The following is a 13,921-nucleotide window of genomic DNA, read 5'->3' on the forward strand; positions in this document are numbered from 1 at the left end:
CGCCTGCTTACGAGGCGGGAGGCGCCCGTCATTTCGAGACCCGAGGCGCAGGGCTGCTCTGCCCACCCTGGTGCAAGGTCAGGCTTTCGGCTCGGTCGCCTTTGAGCGTGAAGCTGATCTGGGCATCGATGAGCTTCGTAAAGAAGCGGTGCTCGGCCTCCGGAAGGATTTCGAGCCGGTCCTGCCCGGTCGCCTGGGCAAACAGGCTATCGCCATCCTGAAAGATCGTGAGTTCGAAGTCGGGCGCCAGCCTGTAGGTGCCGACATAGACATCATAGCGCGCCGGGTCGATCACTATGGCCGTACGCTCGACGATCGGCGGCGCAAGCGGCGCGTTGCGATTGAGCAGATGGCGGCCGATGTCGTCGACGCCGACCTCGGTCGACGCGTTGGAGAGAGCGACGACGCCGACACCCGTCGACGGACGGTAGCCGACGAAGGATCTATAGCCGCCGGTTCCCCCATTGTGCCAGATGAACTGCTCGTCGCCCTTGCCAGAGACGACCCAGCCGAGCGCCTGCTGGTCGCGATCGCCGTTGCCGAGCGGTTGTCGGGTCGACAGCAGCGCGCTGAAGGCGGGAGCGAGCGGCGATGCCGTCTTTCCCATGGCCGCCTCAAGGAAAAGCAGGAGATCGTCCACGGTCGAGCGCAGGGCGCCTGCACCCTGCAGCGCGTCGAGATCCCAATCGCTCACCGGCTCCATGGCCGCATCGTGGCCCGTTGCCCGGCGTTCCGCCCAATCGGGCTGCTGCGTGATCGCCGTGTCCTTCATGCCGAGGGGAACGGCGATACGGCTGATGACGAGGTCTTCATAGGAGACCCCGGCCTTCAAGGCGATCGCGTGGCCGAGAAGCCCGGCGCCGAGATTGGAGTATTCATGCTCGACGCCGGGGCGGCGCTGCGGCTTGTGACTGGAGAGGAAAGCATAGAGCTTCGCCGCGTCGTAGCCGGCATAGGGATTGCTCATGTCGGCCGGCACCAGATTGCTGGGCAATCGCGGCAGGCCGGACATGTGCGTTGCGAGGTCGCCGAGCGTGATCGGCGTCTGCTTGTTCTCGGGCATGATCACGCTCTCGGGAAGAAGCGTGGCGACGGGTGTGCTGAGGCTGAGTGTGCCTTTCTCCATCGCATCGGCCAGCAGCAGCGCGGTAAAGACCTTGGTGACCGAGCCGATCTCGAACACGGTCTGCCCGTCGACGGGGCGCGGGTCACCTTTGGCCGGATGGCCGTGGGCGATGATGCGCCGGCCATTGGCATCGATGATACCGACGACGATGCCGATCGACTGCTGCTGCTTGTCGATCCGGTCGGCCAGGATCTCCTGAATTTCTGCGTCGGTGGGAGCGGGAAGCGGACTTGCGTGAGCGTTGGTGCCAAGCGCCATGAGGACGATCCAGTTCAGAAAGCGGTTCCGCATGAAAGATAGGAATCCAATTTTCGGTTGTCAGGGGATGCGCTGATGATGCCAGCCGGTTTCGGTCAAGCCTTGGTCAAGACTTGATCGGCGATCGGCGCGATACCGTCGCCCGCAACGATTGTGCCGGGATTGCGGAGCCGTCACGGATCCCAATAGGGCGGATCGCCGAAGGCTTCCTTCAGGTGCTGGGCGATGGCTCTGAGCTTGGTGGAGGCGCGCCGGCCCTCTGGATGCGCCATGTAGATGAACTCCGGCTCCGGGCTGAGCCCGACGTCGATCTCGTTCAGTTGCCCCTCGCGCACGGCCGGACCGGCGATGAAGGCGGGCAACAGCGCGATGCCGAGCCCGGCGACGGCGGCATCGTGCAACATGTCGCCATTGTTCATGCCAAGCGCCAGGCGCGCCCGTACGACTGTCGCACCGCCAGGTCCTTCGAAGCGCCAGTCGGCAGCACCCCGGTTGGTGTAGAAGATGCCGCGATGGCCCTCGAGTTCGGCGAGCGACGCGGGCGTGCCGTGCCGGTCGAGATAGTCGGGCGCGGCGACCAGCAGGCGCCGGCTTCTCGCAAGTTTCCACACGACCAGCCGCGAGTCGGCGATCGCGCCATGGCGCACGATCGCGTCGTAGCCTTCGGAGGCGGCATCGACCCGTCGGTCGTCGAGGTCAAGCGTCAGCTCGATCTCCGGGTGTTGGGCCAGGAACGGATAGAGCGCCGGGCCGAGATGCCTTCGGCCGAAGCTGACGGGGGCCGCGATCCGAAGCGGTCCCGTCAGCAGCCCGCGGCGTTCGGCAAGATCGCTGGCGGCCGCCTGCACTTCGCTGACAATCCGGATGGCGCGCTCGCGAAACGCGATGCCATCCTCGGTGAGCGTCAGCTTGCGTGTGGTGCGGTGGAGAAGCGTGGCGTTGAGCCCGCGCTCCAGTTCTGCCACTCTTTCGCTGACGACGGATTTCGACAGCCGCAGGCGACGTGCCGCCTCGCTGATCGAGCCGGCTTCGGCCACGGCGACAAAGGCAGCTATTCCTTCGATCTTCATCATCGTTCGGCTTTTCCGAATTCGAGTTCCACGATTGGGAGACTAATCCGAACGACCGTTTTCCGCCATATCTGTGGGCATCGAAGGACGGCCAATTGAACCGGCCTCCTTCTCAACCCAGCAAGAGGATTTCATCATGTCACGTTTGGAGAACAAGACGGCACTCATCACCGGCGGCACCAGCGGCATCGGTCTCGAAACCGCCCGCCAGTTCATTGCCGAAGGCGCACGCGTTGCCGTCACCGGCACCAATCCGAAGAACATCGCCGAAGCCCGATCCGTCCTTGGCGAGGCTGCGCTCATCATCGAGGCCGATGCCGGCAATGTCGCCGGCCAGGCGGCCGTTGCCGAAAAGATCCGTGCCGCCTTCGGCACGCTCGACATCCTGTTCATCAATGCCGGCATCGCCAAGCTGCAGCCGATCGAAGAGTGGGACGAGGCGAGCTTCGACCGGTCGATCGCCATCAACGTCAAGGGCCCGTACTTCCTGATCCAGGCACTGCTGCCCGTGTTCTCCAAGCGCGCCTCGGTCGTGCTCAACACCTCGATCAACGCCCATATCGGCATGCCGACCTCCAGCGTCTATGCGTTGACCAAGGCGGGCCTGCTGTCGCTGGCCCGCACGCTCTCCGGCGAACTCATCGGCCGCGGCATCCGGGTCAATGCCGTCAGCCCCGGCCCAATCCGCACGCCGCTCCATGACGGCCACGCCCCGACGCCCGAACAAAACAAGCAAGTGGTCGATGCGATCGCCGCGCAGATCCCGCTTGGCCGTTTCGGCGATGCGAGCGAGATCGCCAAGGCCGTGGTCTTCCTCGCTTCGGACGAAGCCACCTTTACCGTCGGTGCCGAACTGATCGTCGATGGCGGCATGGCGACGCTTTAGGACGGCACCGATAAGGAGCTCGAAACCTGATCACCCAAGCGCCGCGGGTCCGACCGACCCGCGGCGCTGTCGTGTTCCCGCCTCTGCCTATCGCCTGCCGTTGGCATCGGCGGCGGAGAAGAGTATATTTTTCCGTTCTAATAAAAGGCATCCGTTTGCGGGGAACCGCGAGACGAACACCGATCAGATCTCAGGAGGAGACGATGACGAGTGTCAGATGGATGATGAAGGGGCGTGAGTTCATTCATTGCAATTGCGCCTATGGCTGCCCCTGCCAGTTCAACGCTCTGCCGACCCAAGGCCATTGCAGCGCTGTCGGCGCCTTCGAGATCGAGGAAGGCTATCACGGCGACACGCGGCTCGATGGGCTTCGCGGCGGCCTGATCGCCGCGTGGCCGGGCGCGATCCATGAGGGCAGGGGGCAGGTGGTGCCGATCGTCGACAGCCGCGCATCGGACGAACAGCGCGGCGCGCTGCTGCGCATTATGAGTGGCGAGGATACGGAACCCGGCGCGACCTTCTTCCAGGTCTTCGCAACCACCTTCGAAACCATGCACGATCCGGTCTTTGCCGAGATCGATTTCGAGGTTGATGTTGGCGCCCGAACGGCGCGGCTGAACGTGCCGGGCTGGATCGCCGCACGCGGCGAGCCGATCCTCAATCCCGTGACCGGCGCCGCCCATCAGGCGCGCATCAATCTCCCCCATGGCTTCGAATACGACATTTGCGAAGTCGGGCGCGGATGGGCCGATACGAAAGGGCCGCTGACTTTGGCGCTTGCGGATTCGCATGCCCATTTCGCCCGGATGCATTTGACCGAAAGCGGCGTGATCCACTGACGCCGATGGGAGACACGGCGCTCGAAACCCTGCTTAGACGTGACCGCGTCATCGTCGTGGCGGCGCTGGTCACCCTGACGGCGATCAGCTGGCTCTACATCCTGTGGCTGGCGTCGGCCATGGACATGGCTCGTCCCCCGGCTCCTTCAGCCAGCATGGATATGGGCTCCGGCATGGACATGGATATGCCCATGGACATGCCGGCGGACAAGCCCATGACCATGGGGGCACAGCAGGGCGCCATGGCATCGATGGCGGGCGCGGTTGCCGCTCCCTGGTCCGCCACGACCTTCGCCTATGCCCTCGTCATGTGGGCCGTAATGATGGTCGGCATGATGGTGCCGTCGGCGACGCCGATGATCCTGCTCTATGCCCGTGTCGGCCGCAAGGCCGCCCAACAGGGCAAGCCCTTTGCCGCCACCGGTTTCTTTGCCGCCGGCTATCTGTCGGCCTGGATCCTGTTCGCGCTCGTCGCCGTTCTCGGGCAATGGCTGCTCGATCGCGCCCTGTTGCTCACGCCGGCGCTTGCAAGCGCCAGTGCGGTCCTCAGCGGCATCGTGCTGATTGCTGTCGGCCTGTTCCAGTTCACGCCGCTCAAGGATCGCTGTCTCAGCCAATGCCAGGCGCCGCTGCTTTTCATCCAGTCCCACGGCGGCTTTCGTCGGGAAGCGGGCGGTGCCTTCGGCCTCGGTGTGCGGCACGGGCTCTATTGCGTCGGCTGCTGCTGGGCGCTGATGGCGCTGCTGTTCGTCGGCGGGGTGATGAACGTGCTGTGGATCGCCGCGATCGCCATCTTCGTTCTGGCGGAGAAGGTCGTGCCCGGCGGCAGGATCCTGTCTCGCATCGCTGGGGTAGCGCTCGTTTTGGCCGGGCTGTGGCAGCTCATGGCCCTGCTCTGAAATAGAAGCGCCGCGCAACCGTTTCCGGCGCGCGGCACTGCAGAAGTCGTCGGGCTTGAAGCCTTAGTCGCTCAGCGTATCGAAGAAATCCTTCATCCGGGCAAAGAAGCCGGTCGATTCCGGATTGTTGTCCTTGGAGGAGATCTCCTCGAATTCCTGCAGCAGTTCGCGCTGGCGCTTGGTCAGCTTCTGCGGCGTTTCGATCTGGATCTGGATGTAGAGGTCGCCCGATTGCGCCGAGCGCAGCACCGGCATGCCCTTGCCCTTCAAGCGGAACTGCTTGCCGGCCTGGGTGCCCTCGGGAACCGTGACGCGCGACTTGGTGCCGTCGAGTGTCGTCACGTCGAACTTGCCGCCAAGAGCAGCCGTCGTCATCGAGATCGGCACGCTGCAATAGAGATCGGCGCCGTCGCGCTGGTAGAACTCATGCGGCCTGACCGAAAGGAAGATGTAGAGGTCGCCCGACGGTCCGCCGCGAAGCCCGGCTTCGCCCTCGCCCGAAAGGCGGATGCGCGTGCCGTCCTCGATGCCGGCCGGAATGTTGACCGAGAGGGTGCGCTCTTCGGTGACCCGGCCCTGGCCGTGGCACTTGCCGCAGGGGTCGGTGATCGTCTGACCGCGCCCGCCGCAGGTGGGGCAGGTGCGTTCGATCGAGAAGAAGCCTTGAGCGGCGCGCACGCGGCCGGAGCCGTGGCAGGTGCCGCAGGTCTTGGGGCTGGTGCCCGGCTTGGCGCCGGAGCCGGTGCAGACGTCGCAGGTAATCGAGGTCGGAACGCGGATCTGCGCCGTTTTGCCGCCGAAGGCTTCCTCGAGCGAGATCTCCATGTTGTAGCGAAGATCGGCGCCGCGCTCGCGGCCGCCCGATGAGCGCCGCTGGCGCCCGCCGCCCATCATCTCGCCGAAGATGTCTTCGAAGATGTCGGAGAAACCGCCGGCGCCACCGCCGCCGAATCCGTTGCCCATGCCGCCCTGCTCGAAAGCCGCATGACCGTAGCGGTCATAGGCCGCCCGCTTCTGCGGGTCCTTGAGCATCTCGTAGGCTTCGTTGATTTCCTTGAAGGTCTTCTCCGCTGCCGCGTCGCCGGGGTTCTTGTCCGGATGATACTTCATCGCGAGCTTGCGGAAGGCGCTCTTCAGCTCCTTTTCGTCGGCGTTCTTGGCAACACCAAGCGTTTCGTAGAGATCACGTTTCATTCGTAGAAGATTATCCTGTTGGCAAGCCAGCGCGATGGCTCGGCGGCTGCCCGTTTACCTTGCCACCGATTTAGTAAACCTTGAAGCGCGATACCATAGCCCGAACGGCGGTAGATACGGTTTTTTGTCGGAAAAGGTACGTTTGCGGCAAGTCACAGTGCCGATCGCCGATATTGCAGGCCCTGACGGGCGAGACCGGCAACAAAAAAGCCCGGGCGAACCCGGGCTTTTCCGTCTGTTTGAAGGGCGACTTAGGCCGAACGCTTGCGATCGTCTTCGTCGTTGACTTCTTCGTAGTCGGCATCGACGACATCGCCGTCACGGGCAGCGTCGGCGGCGGCATCCGCATGAGCGGCTTCCGTCTGCTGCGCTTCGTAGATCGCCTGGCCGAGTTTCATGGAAACTTCCATGAGCGTGTTGGTCTTGGCCTTGATGTCTTCGGCGTCCGGCTCGGAGGCTTCGACGGCGGTCTTCAGCGCGGCAATCGCGTCGGAGATCGCCTTGCGGTCCGTTTCCGAAACCTTGTCGCCGTAATCCTTCAGCGACTTCTCGCTGGAGTGGATCAGGCTTTCGGCCTGGTTCTTGGCTTCCACGCCTTCGCGACGCTTCTTGTCGACCTCAGCGTTGGCTTCGGCGTCCTTGACCATCTTTTCGATGTCGGCGTCGGAGAGGCCGCCAGATGCCTGGATGCGGATCTGGTGTTCCTTGCCGGTGCCTTTGTCCTTGGCCGAAACCTGCACGATGCCGTTGGCATCGATGTCGAAGGTCACTTCGATCTGCGGCATGCCGCGCGGTGCCGGCGGAATGCCGACGAGGTCGAACTGGCCGAGCAGCTTGTTGTCTGCAGCCATTTCACGCTCGCCCTGGGAGACGCGGATCGTCACGGCCGACTGGTTGTCGTCGGCGGTCGAGAAGGTCTGCGACTTCTTGGTCGGGATCGTCGTGTTGCGTTCGATCAGGCGGGTGAAGACGCCACCGAGCGTTTCGATGCCGAGCGACAGCGGGGTGACGTCGAGCAGGAGAACGTCCTTGACGTCGCCCTGCAGAACGCCGGCCTGGATGGCGGCGCCCATGGCGACCACTTCATCCGGGTTCACGCCCTTGTGCGGCTCCTTGCCGAACAGCTGCTTGACGGTTTCCTGCACCTTCGGCATGCGGCTCATGCCACCGACGAGAACGACTTCGTCGATCTCGGCAGCCGAGACGCCGGCATCCTTGAGGGCTGCCTTGCACGGCGCGACGGTGCGCTGGATCAGGTCGTCGACAAGCGCTTCGAACTTGGCGCGGGTCAGCTTCATCGTCAGGTGCTTCGGACCGGAAGCGTCAGCCGTGATGAACGGCAGGTTGATTTCGGTCTGCTGCGACGAGGACAGCTCGATCTTGGCCTTTTCAGCGGCTTCCTTCAGGCGCTGAAGAGCGAGCTTGTCGTTCTTCAGGTCGATGCCCTGTTCCTTCTTGAACTCGCCGGCGAGGTACTGGACGAGACGCATGTCGAAGTCTTCGCCACCGAGGAAGGTGTCGCCGTTGGTCGACTTCACTTCGAAGACGCCGTCGCCGATTTCGAGAACCGAGATATCGAAGGTACCACCACCCAAGTCGTAAACGGCGATCGTCTTGCCGTCCTTCTTGTCGAGGCCGTAGGCGAGCGCTGCCGCGGTCGGCTCGTTGATGATGCGCAGAACTTCGAGACCGGCGATCTTGCCGGCATCCTTGGTTGCCTGGCGCTGGGCGTCGTTGAAGTAGGCCGGTACGGTGATGACGGCCTTCTCGACCTTTTCACCGAGGTAGGATTCGGCCGTTTCCTTCATCTTCTGAAGGATCATGGCGGAGATCTGCGACGGGGAGTAATCCGTGCCGTGCGCTTCGACCCAGGCGTCGCCATTGTCGGCCTTGGTAATCTTGTAAGGAACCATGTCCTTGTCTTTTTGCGTGGTCGGGTCCTGGAAGGTCCGGCCGATCAGGCGCTTGATCGCAAAAAGCGTGTTTTCCGGATTGGTGACAGCCTGGCGCTTGGCCGGCTGGCCAACGAGACGCTCGCCGTCTTCGCTGAATGCCACCATCGAGGGGGTCGTGCGCGCACCCTCGGCATTTTCGATCACCTTCGCGTCTTTACCGTCCATGACGGCGACGCAGGAGTTGGTCGTTCCCAGGTCAATACCAATAACTTTAGCCATGTCGTTCTCTCCTTGCAGCGGACTGTCGGAACCCGGTCAGGCATTCGTGAGACAGCCCCTAACGGGATGGTCTTTGGATTTCTTCGCAGCTTAGACTGCGCCGATGCGGCGTATATAAGGACCGGCGTTTCGGACTGCAAGGCATTCTGCGGGGCGTTTGGGGGCAAAAGCAAGCCCGGGATTTGTCTAGCCCGAAATGGGCCATCGGCCGCAGCCTGCCTACAGGCCGGATCCCCTGTCAAATCGAGGTTCACGGGCGGCTCAGCCGCCGGTCAGAATATCGAAAAGCGTGGTGCGGCGCGTGGCCCCGGTCGTCTGGCCGACATCGGCCGGCGGTACCATGCCGCCGTTGCCCTGGTCCGCCGTCTGGCCGCCCCACGGGGCGCCGCCCTGGTCGACCGGACGCTGCCCGACCGCGACTCCGCCATCGACGCCGACGGGTGCTTCCGGGAAGGCTTCCGGGTCCCCGGACATCAGGTCGCCGGGGGGCGGCGCGGTGCCGTCGTCGAAGACCGGCTGCACGCCGGTCGTCCCGAACAGCGGCGAGGGCGAAAGCCCTTCGTGGGCCGCCATCATGAAATCGTGCCAGGCCTTGGCCGGCAGGCCGCCGCCGGTGACCTTCTTCATCGACTTGCCGTCGTCGTTGCCGAACCAGACGCCGGTCGTGAGATTCGAGGTGTAGCCGACGAACAGCGCGTCGCGGAAGGACTGCGTCGTGCCGGTCTTGCCGGCCGCTTCCCAGCCTTTCAGTTGCGCCTTCTTGCCGGTGCCCTTGGTCAGCACCCGCAGCAGCATCTGGTTCATCTCGCTGACGATCGCCGGATCGAGCACACGCGGCGGGTTGTCGTAGGTGTTTTCGTAGAGCACCGTTCCGTCCGCCTTGGAAATGCGGCGGATCACGTGCGGCGTCGCCTTGAAGCCGCCATTCATGAAGGGGGCATAGGCCGACGTCAGTTCGACGAGGCTCACTTCCGACGTCCCGAGCGCGATCGAGGCGTTTGCCTGCATCTCGGAATCGATACCGAGGCGGTGCGCGACCTTGACGACGTTGGAAGGACCGACCTCCATGACCAGCTGGGCTGCGATCGTGTTCAGCGAGTTGGCGAGCGCATCGGCAAGCGTCACCTCGCCGCGATATTTCTGGTCGTAATTCTCCGGCGTCCAGTTGCCGATCCGAACCGGACCGTCATTGCGGATCGACATCGGCGTGCGGCCGATCTCCATGGCCGCGGCATAAACGAAGGGCTTGAAGGCCGAGCCCGGCTGGCGCTTGGCCTTGGAGGCGCGGTCGAACTGGCTCTCGGCATAGTCCTTGCCGCCGACGAGCGCCCGGATGGCGCCGGTGCCGTCGACCGAGACGAGGGCGGCCTGCGAGGCGTCGAGCTTCTTGCCGTCGGCGTCCAGCGTCGCGGCAATCACTTCCTCGGCCTTCTTCTCGAGATTGAGGTCGATCGTCGTGTCGATGACCAGGTCTTCCTTGATCTCGCCGATCATGCCCGGAAGCTGGTCCATTACCATGTCGGCGACATAATGCTCGGCGCCCGACCAGTAGCTCTTGGCCTTGGTCGGCGTCTGCGACATCGCCGTCTTGATCTCGCTGTCGGTGACGAAGCCTTCCTCGCGCATCGCGCCCAGCACGATCTGAGCGCGCTCTTCCGCCGCCTTCGGATCACGCGCCGGCGAGAGCCGCGAAGGGGCCTTGAGCAAGCCCGCGAGCAGGGCGGCCTCGCCGAGGTTCACGTCGCGTGCCGACTTGTTGAAGTAGCGCCGCGAGGCCGCTTCGACGCCATAGGCGTTGGAGCCGAAGAACACCCGGTTGAGATACATCGCCAGGATCTGGTCCTTGGAATATTTCTGCTCGAGCCAGAAGGCGAGCAAGACTTCCTGCACCTTGCGCTCCAGCGTGCGCTCCGGCGACAGGAACAGGTTCTTGGCGAGCTGCTGCGTCAGTGTCGAGCCGCCCTGGACCATGCGGCCCGTAGTGACGTTCGTCAGCATGGCGCGGGCCAGACCTAAGGGGTCGATGCCGAAATGGGAATAGAAGCGCCGGTCCTCGATGGCGATGACTGCCTGCGGGATATAGGGCGACATGTTTTCGAGCGAAAGCGCTTCGCCGCCCGTGGTGCCGCGGTTGGCGATGATGTCGCCGCTGACGGCAAGGATCTTCACGTTCGGCGGGCGATCGGGGATCGACCAGCTTTCGGCGCTCGGCATGCGCGCGCCGTAGTAGAGCACCAGGCCGCCGACGCCCATCGCGCCCCAGATGCCGAGCACGATGCACCAGTAGAACAGTGTGCGGACAAGGCCGACCAAGCCACCGCCACCGGAGCCGCGACGGCCGCCGCCGCGCTTGCCGGCTGGCTTCTTCTTGCCGTTGCTTCTGTTGGTCTGGCCGGAAGATTTGCCGCGTGGCGCCTTGCGGCTCGTGGTCACGCGGTCGCTGGCCTCAACGCGAAAATCGTCGCCGTCATCGTCCTCGTTTCCGCCGAACGAGGGCTCGATCCGCTGTCCTGACCTGCCGCTTGCTGCCATGCCGTTTGATCTATCCCTCACCGCCCAGCGGTGGCCCTTGGCGCTATCTTTGCGGCCAATCGATTTCGACGGCGGTAACGACGTCCCACGCCCATCCGCCACGGCGACCGGGTGAACTTTAAATGCGGCAATTTAAGGGGTGGTTAAGAAAGTCGTTGTGAAAAAGCCTGATGGTTCAAAACCTTGACGGTGAGGCGCGCATGCGCCTCCAGGTCCGAGCCCGTGCTCGCCGGTTCTCACTGGATGGCGTTTCGAAGCGGAGTCTGTTCGACCGATGCCGTGGGGCTCACCGGATAGGGATCGGTGAAATCGTAGAGCCATTGGCTGAAAGGCATCCGCAGCAGCACCCGCTTGCCCAGATGGTTCATGGCCACCTCCTCGCAGTCGGCGGCCGGGTAGGCCCGACGGCCGCACATGCCGAGCGGGCTGTCGATCAGACGGAAACCATGTCCCTGATAAACGAGGGCCGTCATCGCTTTGAGCTTGAGGGAGCCGGGCGGCAGCACCACGAGACGGAGGCTGGCAAGCCAGGTCGCAAGGATCAGGACAACGATGAGGGCGGTCGGAATCTGGAGCAGCAATTTCATTTGAGCGCCTGCAATTACTGAGTGAAAATTTATTCTTGGCTTACACGTAGATGTATGTCGAAAAAGCTGAACAAAAGGAACCTGCCATCAGTAGTTGTGGTTTCTATGAGGTTATCGGTCGCGGTGGTCCTCCGGATGCACCATCCGCGATCCGACGTCAGGGACGATGCTTTTGGCCCTGCCTTTCCTTCACGATTTTGTGCAGTGCAAAATTATGTCTTGAAATTGTTGCGGCGCATAATTATTGTACGACTTATCGAAGCGCCGCACCTCCTCCCGCGGCGCCCGATGCGGATCGGCGGCACTCCTCCTCGCAGCTGCCGATCAAGTTCGAGAGCCCCGTGTACCTCCTCCCACACGGGGCTCTTTTCATTTTGCGCTTATGCCTGCGGCTTTCTGCTCATCGGCGTGACGCCGCCCACCGCCTCCCAAATTTACTGAGGTCAAACGGATCGCCGCTGCCGCGCCGAACGGTGGCTGGCCTATGTCGTTATCGATCCACTCGCGAATCCTGCTATGGCTTCGCCTCATTGTTGTGTTCGGCTGCCCGCACGACAAAGGAGGACTGCCATGAAGCTTCGATCCACCGTCTTTGCCCTCGGCGCATTTGCAGCCTTGAATGGCGAAGCTCTGGCGCAGGACAGCGTCGCCTATGTCGATGACCGGTCCGATGGGGCCGCGCTCGTCCGCTCGCTCTACAACGCCGTCAACCGCAAGGAATATGCCCGCGCCTATGGTTATTTCGGCGAATCGAAACCCGTCGGCGGCTTCAAGGCCTTCACCCGCGGCTATGAGCGCACGGTGTCTGTCGAGATCAAGGTCGGCAAGGTGAAGACGGAGGCCGGGGCGGGCAGCATCTATTCCGCCGTTCCCGTCGCGGTGAAATCGATCGAGAAGCGGGGGCGGGTGCGGTTCTTCGCCGGCTGCTATGTCGCCCGCATCATCAATCCGTCGCTGCAGGTGCCGCCGTTTACACCCTACCAGATCGAAGCGGCGCGCCTGCACGAGGTGAAGGGGCCGCTCGAACAGGCGCTGCCCACTGTTTGCAACGCGCCCTGATATCCGTGATGGACGCGGTCTCTTCGCCTAGGGGAGGTCGCTTCCCTTCGGCGGTTGGCGCTCCGCCACGAAACGCGCCCGCTCGAACACCAGGATCACGATCAGCGCAAGCACGAACGGGATGACGAGGTAAAGCAGCCGGAAGATCGCAAGCGCCGCAAGCACGGCAGCCGGGTCCATTTCCGGCAAGGCGGCGATGAAAATCAGCTCGAGTACGCCAAGCCCGCCGGGCGCATGCGACAGAAGGGCTGCCGAAAAGGACGCAAGGAAGATCCCGAGAATGACGATATAGCCCGGATTTCCCGCTTCCGGCAGGGCGAAATAGATGATCCCGGCGGCGCCGATCAGCTCCACCGGAGCGATCACCAGCTGCCGGAAAACGATCTTCGGCTTCGGGTAGTGCAGCTGGAACCAGCGCGTGCGGAACGACGGCAGCCCGACGAGACTGCCGATGACATAGAGCCCGATGACGATGAGGATGAGCACGCCGGTCGTGAGCGACATTTCGACCGGCAGGAACTCGGCAAAACGCTCGATGATGTCGGGCCGTACCAGAAGCACGACGGCCGATAGAACCAAGGTCCCGAGCGTGAAGGTGAAGGAGCAGAAGGCGACGAGAACGCCGACTTCGCCCGGGGAAAGCCCCTTGGAGCGGTAGGCGCGGTAGCGCACGACCGCGCCGGAGAACACCGAGGCGCCGAGATTGTGCGACAGCGCGTAGGTCGTGAACGAGCAGAGCGTGATGAACCAGAGCGAAATGCGGTGGCCGAGGTGGTCGAGCGCAAGTCGGTCGTAGGCCGCCAGAGCTGCATAGGCGAGGAGCGTCGAGCCGATCGCCAGAAGCCAACTCCTCAGCGAAATAGCATTGAAGCTTGCGAGAAACTCGTCGAACGACAGGCCGCGCAACTCATGATAGAGCGCGTTCACCGAAAACAGGATCGCCAGAAGGCCGACAACGGGCCAGAAATAGGTCTGCAGCCGCTTCATGCCGGTGCCGCGATGGATGCGAGGGCGTGGCGGGGTTGTTTCAAGGACACTTCCGTTGCAGCGGCCGGAGGGTTTCTCCGAGCGGAGACGTTCAGTTTTCTGAGCCGCTTTGTCATAACGTCACGCCCGCAGCGCGACGCTTCGGTCCTTACCCTTGCCAACGATCCGATTTCCCTTTGTGATTTGTTTCACAAAAAGGAAGCACCTGAGACCCCGGAGGTCAAGGATTGACGGCCCGCCGACAACGGAGAAACCGCCGGGAAACAGTGAAGGGGAAACGGTAAAGCGTGGACATCCCATCGATCAGGCA

General features: G+C 63.3%; 11 protein-coding genes. 4 read left to right on the plus strand and 7 right to left on the minus strand.

Annotated features, from left to right (window positions below; translation table 11 throughout):
* Nucleotides 1-28 precede the first annotated feature (28 nt).
* Together ASD63_RS13575 and ASD63_RS13580 are read right to left on the minus strand one after the other, a co-directional pair.
* Complete coding sequence (locus ASD63_RS13575; RefSeq protein WP_034804931.1) at nucleotides 29-1,417, minus strand: serine hydrolase; 1,389 nt, start codon at nucleotides 1,415-1,417, stop codon at nucleotides 29-31.
* Nucleotides 1,418-1,557: 140 nt separating this feature from the next.
* A complete protein-coding gene (locus ASD63_RS13580) occupies nucleotides 1,558-2,457 on the minus strand; it encodes a LysR family transcriptional regulator (protein WP_034804929.1) in 900 nt (299 codons plus the stop codon).
* Nucleotides 2,458-2,590: 133 nt separating this feature from the next.
* Between ASD63_RS13580 and ASD63_RS13585 the strand changes: the two genes are divergently transcribed.
* From ASD63_RS13585 to ASD63_RS13595, 3 genes are all read left to right on the plus strand, one after another.
* Nucleotides 2,591-3,340 carry an SDR family oxidoreductase gene (locus ASD63_RS13585; RefSeq protein ID WP_034805296.1) on the plus strand — a complete coding sequence of 250 codons (750 nt, stop codon included), beginning with the start codon at nucleotides 2,591-2,593 and terminating at the stop codon, nucleotides 3,338-3,340.
* A gap of 203 nt (nucleotides 3,341-3,543) precedes the next feature.
* Complete coding sequence (locus ASD63_RS13590) at nucleotides 3,544-4,179, plus strand: DUF1326 domain-containing protein (protein WP_034804927.1); 636 nt, start codon at nucleotides 3,544-3,546, stop codon at nucleotides 4,177-4,179.
* Between the two features lie 5 nt (nucleotides 4,180-4,184).
* Nucleotides 4,185-5,078, plus strand: coding sequence for a DUF2182 domain-containing protein (locus ASD63_RS13595; protein WP_090426699.1), 894 nt, complete (start codon nucleotides 4,185-4,187; stop codon nucleotides 5,076-5,078).
* Nucleotides 5,079-5,141: 63 nt separating this feature from the next.
* On the opposite strand, the gene dnaJ is transcribed toward ASD63_RS13595, so the two are convergent.
* From dnaJ to ASD63_RS13615, 4 genes are all read right to left on the minus strand, one after another.
* Nucleotides 5,142-6,272 carry a molecular chaperone DnaJ gene (gene dnaJ / locus ASD63_RS13600; protein ID WP_034804924.1) on the minus strand — a complete coding sequence of 377 codons (1,131 nt, stop codon included), beginning with the start codon at nucleotides 6,270-6,272 and terminating at the stop codon, nucleotides 5,142-5,144.
* Between the two features lie 251 nt (nucleotides 6,273-6,523).
* Complete coding sequence (dnaK, locus tag ASD63_RS13605; RefSeq protein WP_034804922.1) at nucleotides 6,524-8,446, minus strand: molecular chaperone DnaK; 1,923 nt, start codon at nucleotides 8,444-8,446, stop codon at nucleotides 6,524-6,526.
* A gap of 261 nt (nucleotides 8,447-8,707) precedes the next feature.
* Nucleotides 8,708-10,978 (minus strand): transglycosylase domain-containing protein, encoded by a 2,271-nt coding sequence (locus tag ASD63_RS13610; RefSeq protein WP_034804919.1) that lies wholly within the window; start codon nucleotides 10,976-10,978, stop codon nucleotides 8,708-8,710.
* Between the two features lie 236 nt (nucleotides 10,979-11,214).
* On the minus strand, nucleotides 11,215-11,565 hold the full coding sequence (locus ASD63_RS13615; RefSeq protein ID WP_034804916.1) for a hypothetical protein: 351 nt from the start codon (nucleotides 11,563-11,565) through the stop codon (nucleotides 11,215-11,217).
* 570 nt (nucleotides 11,566-12,135) lie between these two features.
* On the opposite strand from ASD63_RS13615, the gene ASD63_RS13620 reads away from it, so the two are divergent.
* Complete coding sequence (locus ASD63_RS13620; protein ID WP_034804913.1) at nucleotides 12,136-12,624, plus strand: hypothetical protein; 489 nt, start codon at nucleotides 12,136-12,138, stop codon at nucleotides 12,622-12,624.
* Nucleotides 12,625-12,651: 27 nt separating this feature from the next.
* Here the strand turns inward: ASD63_RS13620 and ASD63_RS13625 are convergent, their stop codons facing one another.
* Nucleotides 12,652-13,611 carry a YbhN family protein gene (locus ASD63_RS13625; RefSeq protein ID WP_034804910.1) on the minus strand — a complete coding sequence of 320 codons (960 nt, stop codon included), beginning with the start codon at nucleotides 13,609-13,611 and terminating at the stop codon, nucleotides 12,652-12,654.
* Between the last annotated feature and the right edge of the window lie 310 nt (nucleotides 13,612-13,921).

The organism is Ensifer sp. Root558, from assembly GCF_001427045.1.
Taxonomy (GTDB): Bacteria; Pseudomonadota; Alphaproteobacteria; order Rhizobiales; family Rhizobiaceae; genus Ensifer; species Ensifer adhaerens.

What these genes read in the sequence shown, in the direction of transcription:
- ASD63_RS13575 (WP_034804931.1), bottom strand. Translation starts at nt 1,417, where the DNA reads ATGCGGAACCGCTTTCTGAACTGGATCGTCCTCATGGCGCTTGGCACC.
- ASD63_RS13580 (WP_034804929.1), bottom strand. Translation starts at nt 2,457, where the DNA reads ATGATGAAGATCGAAGGAATAGCTGCCTTTGTCGCCGTGGCCGAAGCC.
- ASD63_RS13585 (WP_034805296.1), top strand. Translation starts at nt 2,591, where the DNA reads ATGTCACGTTTGGAGAACAAGACGGCACTCATCACCGGCGGCACCAGC.
- ASD63_RS13590 (WP_034804927.1), top strand. Translation starts at nt 3,544, where the DNA reads ATGACGAGTGTCAGATGGATGATGAAGGGGCGTGAGTTCATTCATTGC.
- ASD63_RS13595 (WP_090426699.1), top strand. Translation starts at nt 4,185, where the DNA reads ATGGGAGACACGGCGCTCGAAACCCTGCTTAGACGTGACCGCGTCATC.
- dnaJ (WP_034804924.1), bottom strand. Translation starts at nt 6,272, where the DNA reads ATGAAACGTGATCTCTACGAAACGCTTGGTGTTGCCAAGAACGCCGAC.
- dnaK (WP_034804922.1), bottom strand. Translation starts at nt 8,446, where the DNA reads ATGGCTAAAGTTATTGGTATTGACCTGGGAACGACCAACTCCTGCGTC.
- ASD63_RS13610 (WP_034804919.1), bottom strand. Translation starts at nt 10,978, where the DNA reads ATGGCAGCAAGCGGCAGGTCAGGACAGCGGATCGAGCCCTCGTTCGGC.
- ASD63_RS13615 (WP_034804916.1), bottom strand. Translation starts at nt 11,565, where the DNA reads ATGAAATTGCTGCTCCAGATTCCGACCGCCCTCATCGTTGTCCTGATC.
- ASD63_RS13620 (WP_034804913.1), top strand. Translation starts at nt 12,136, where the DNA reads ATGAAGCTTCGATCCACCGTCTTTGCCCTCGGCGCATTTGCAGCCTTG.
- ASD63_RS13625 (WP_034804910.1), bottom strand. Translation starts at nt 13,611, where the DNA reads ATGAAGCGGCTGCAGACCTATTTCTGGCCCGTTGTCGGCCTTCTGGCG.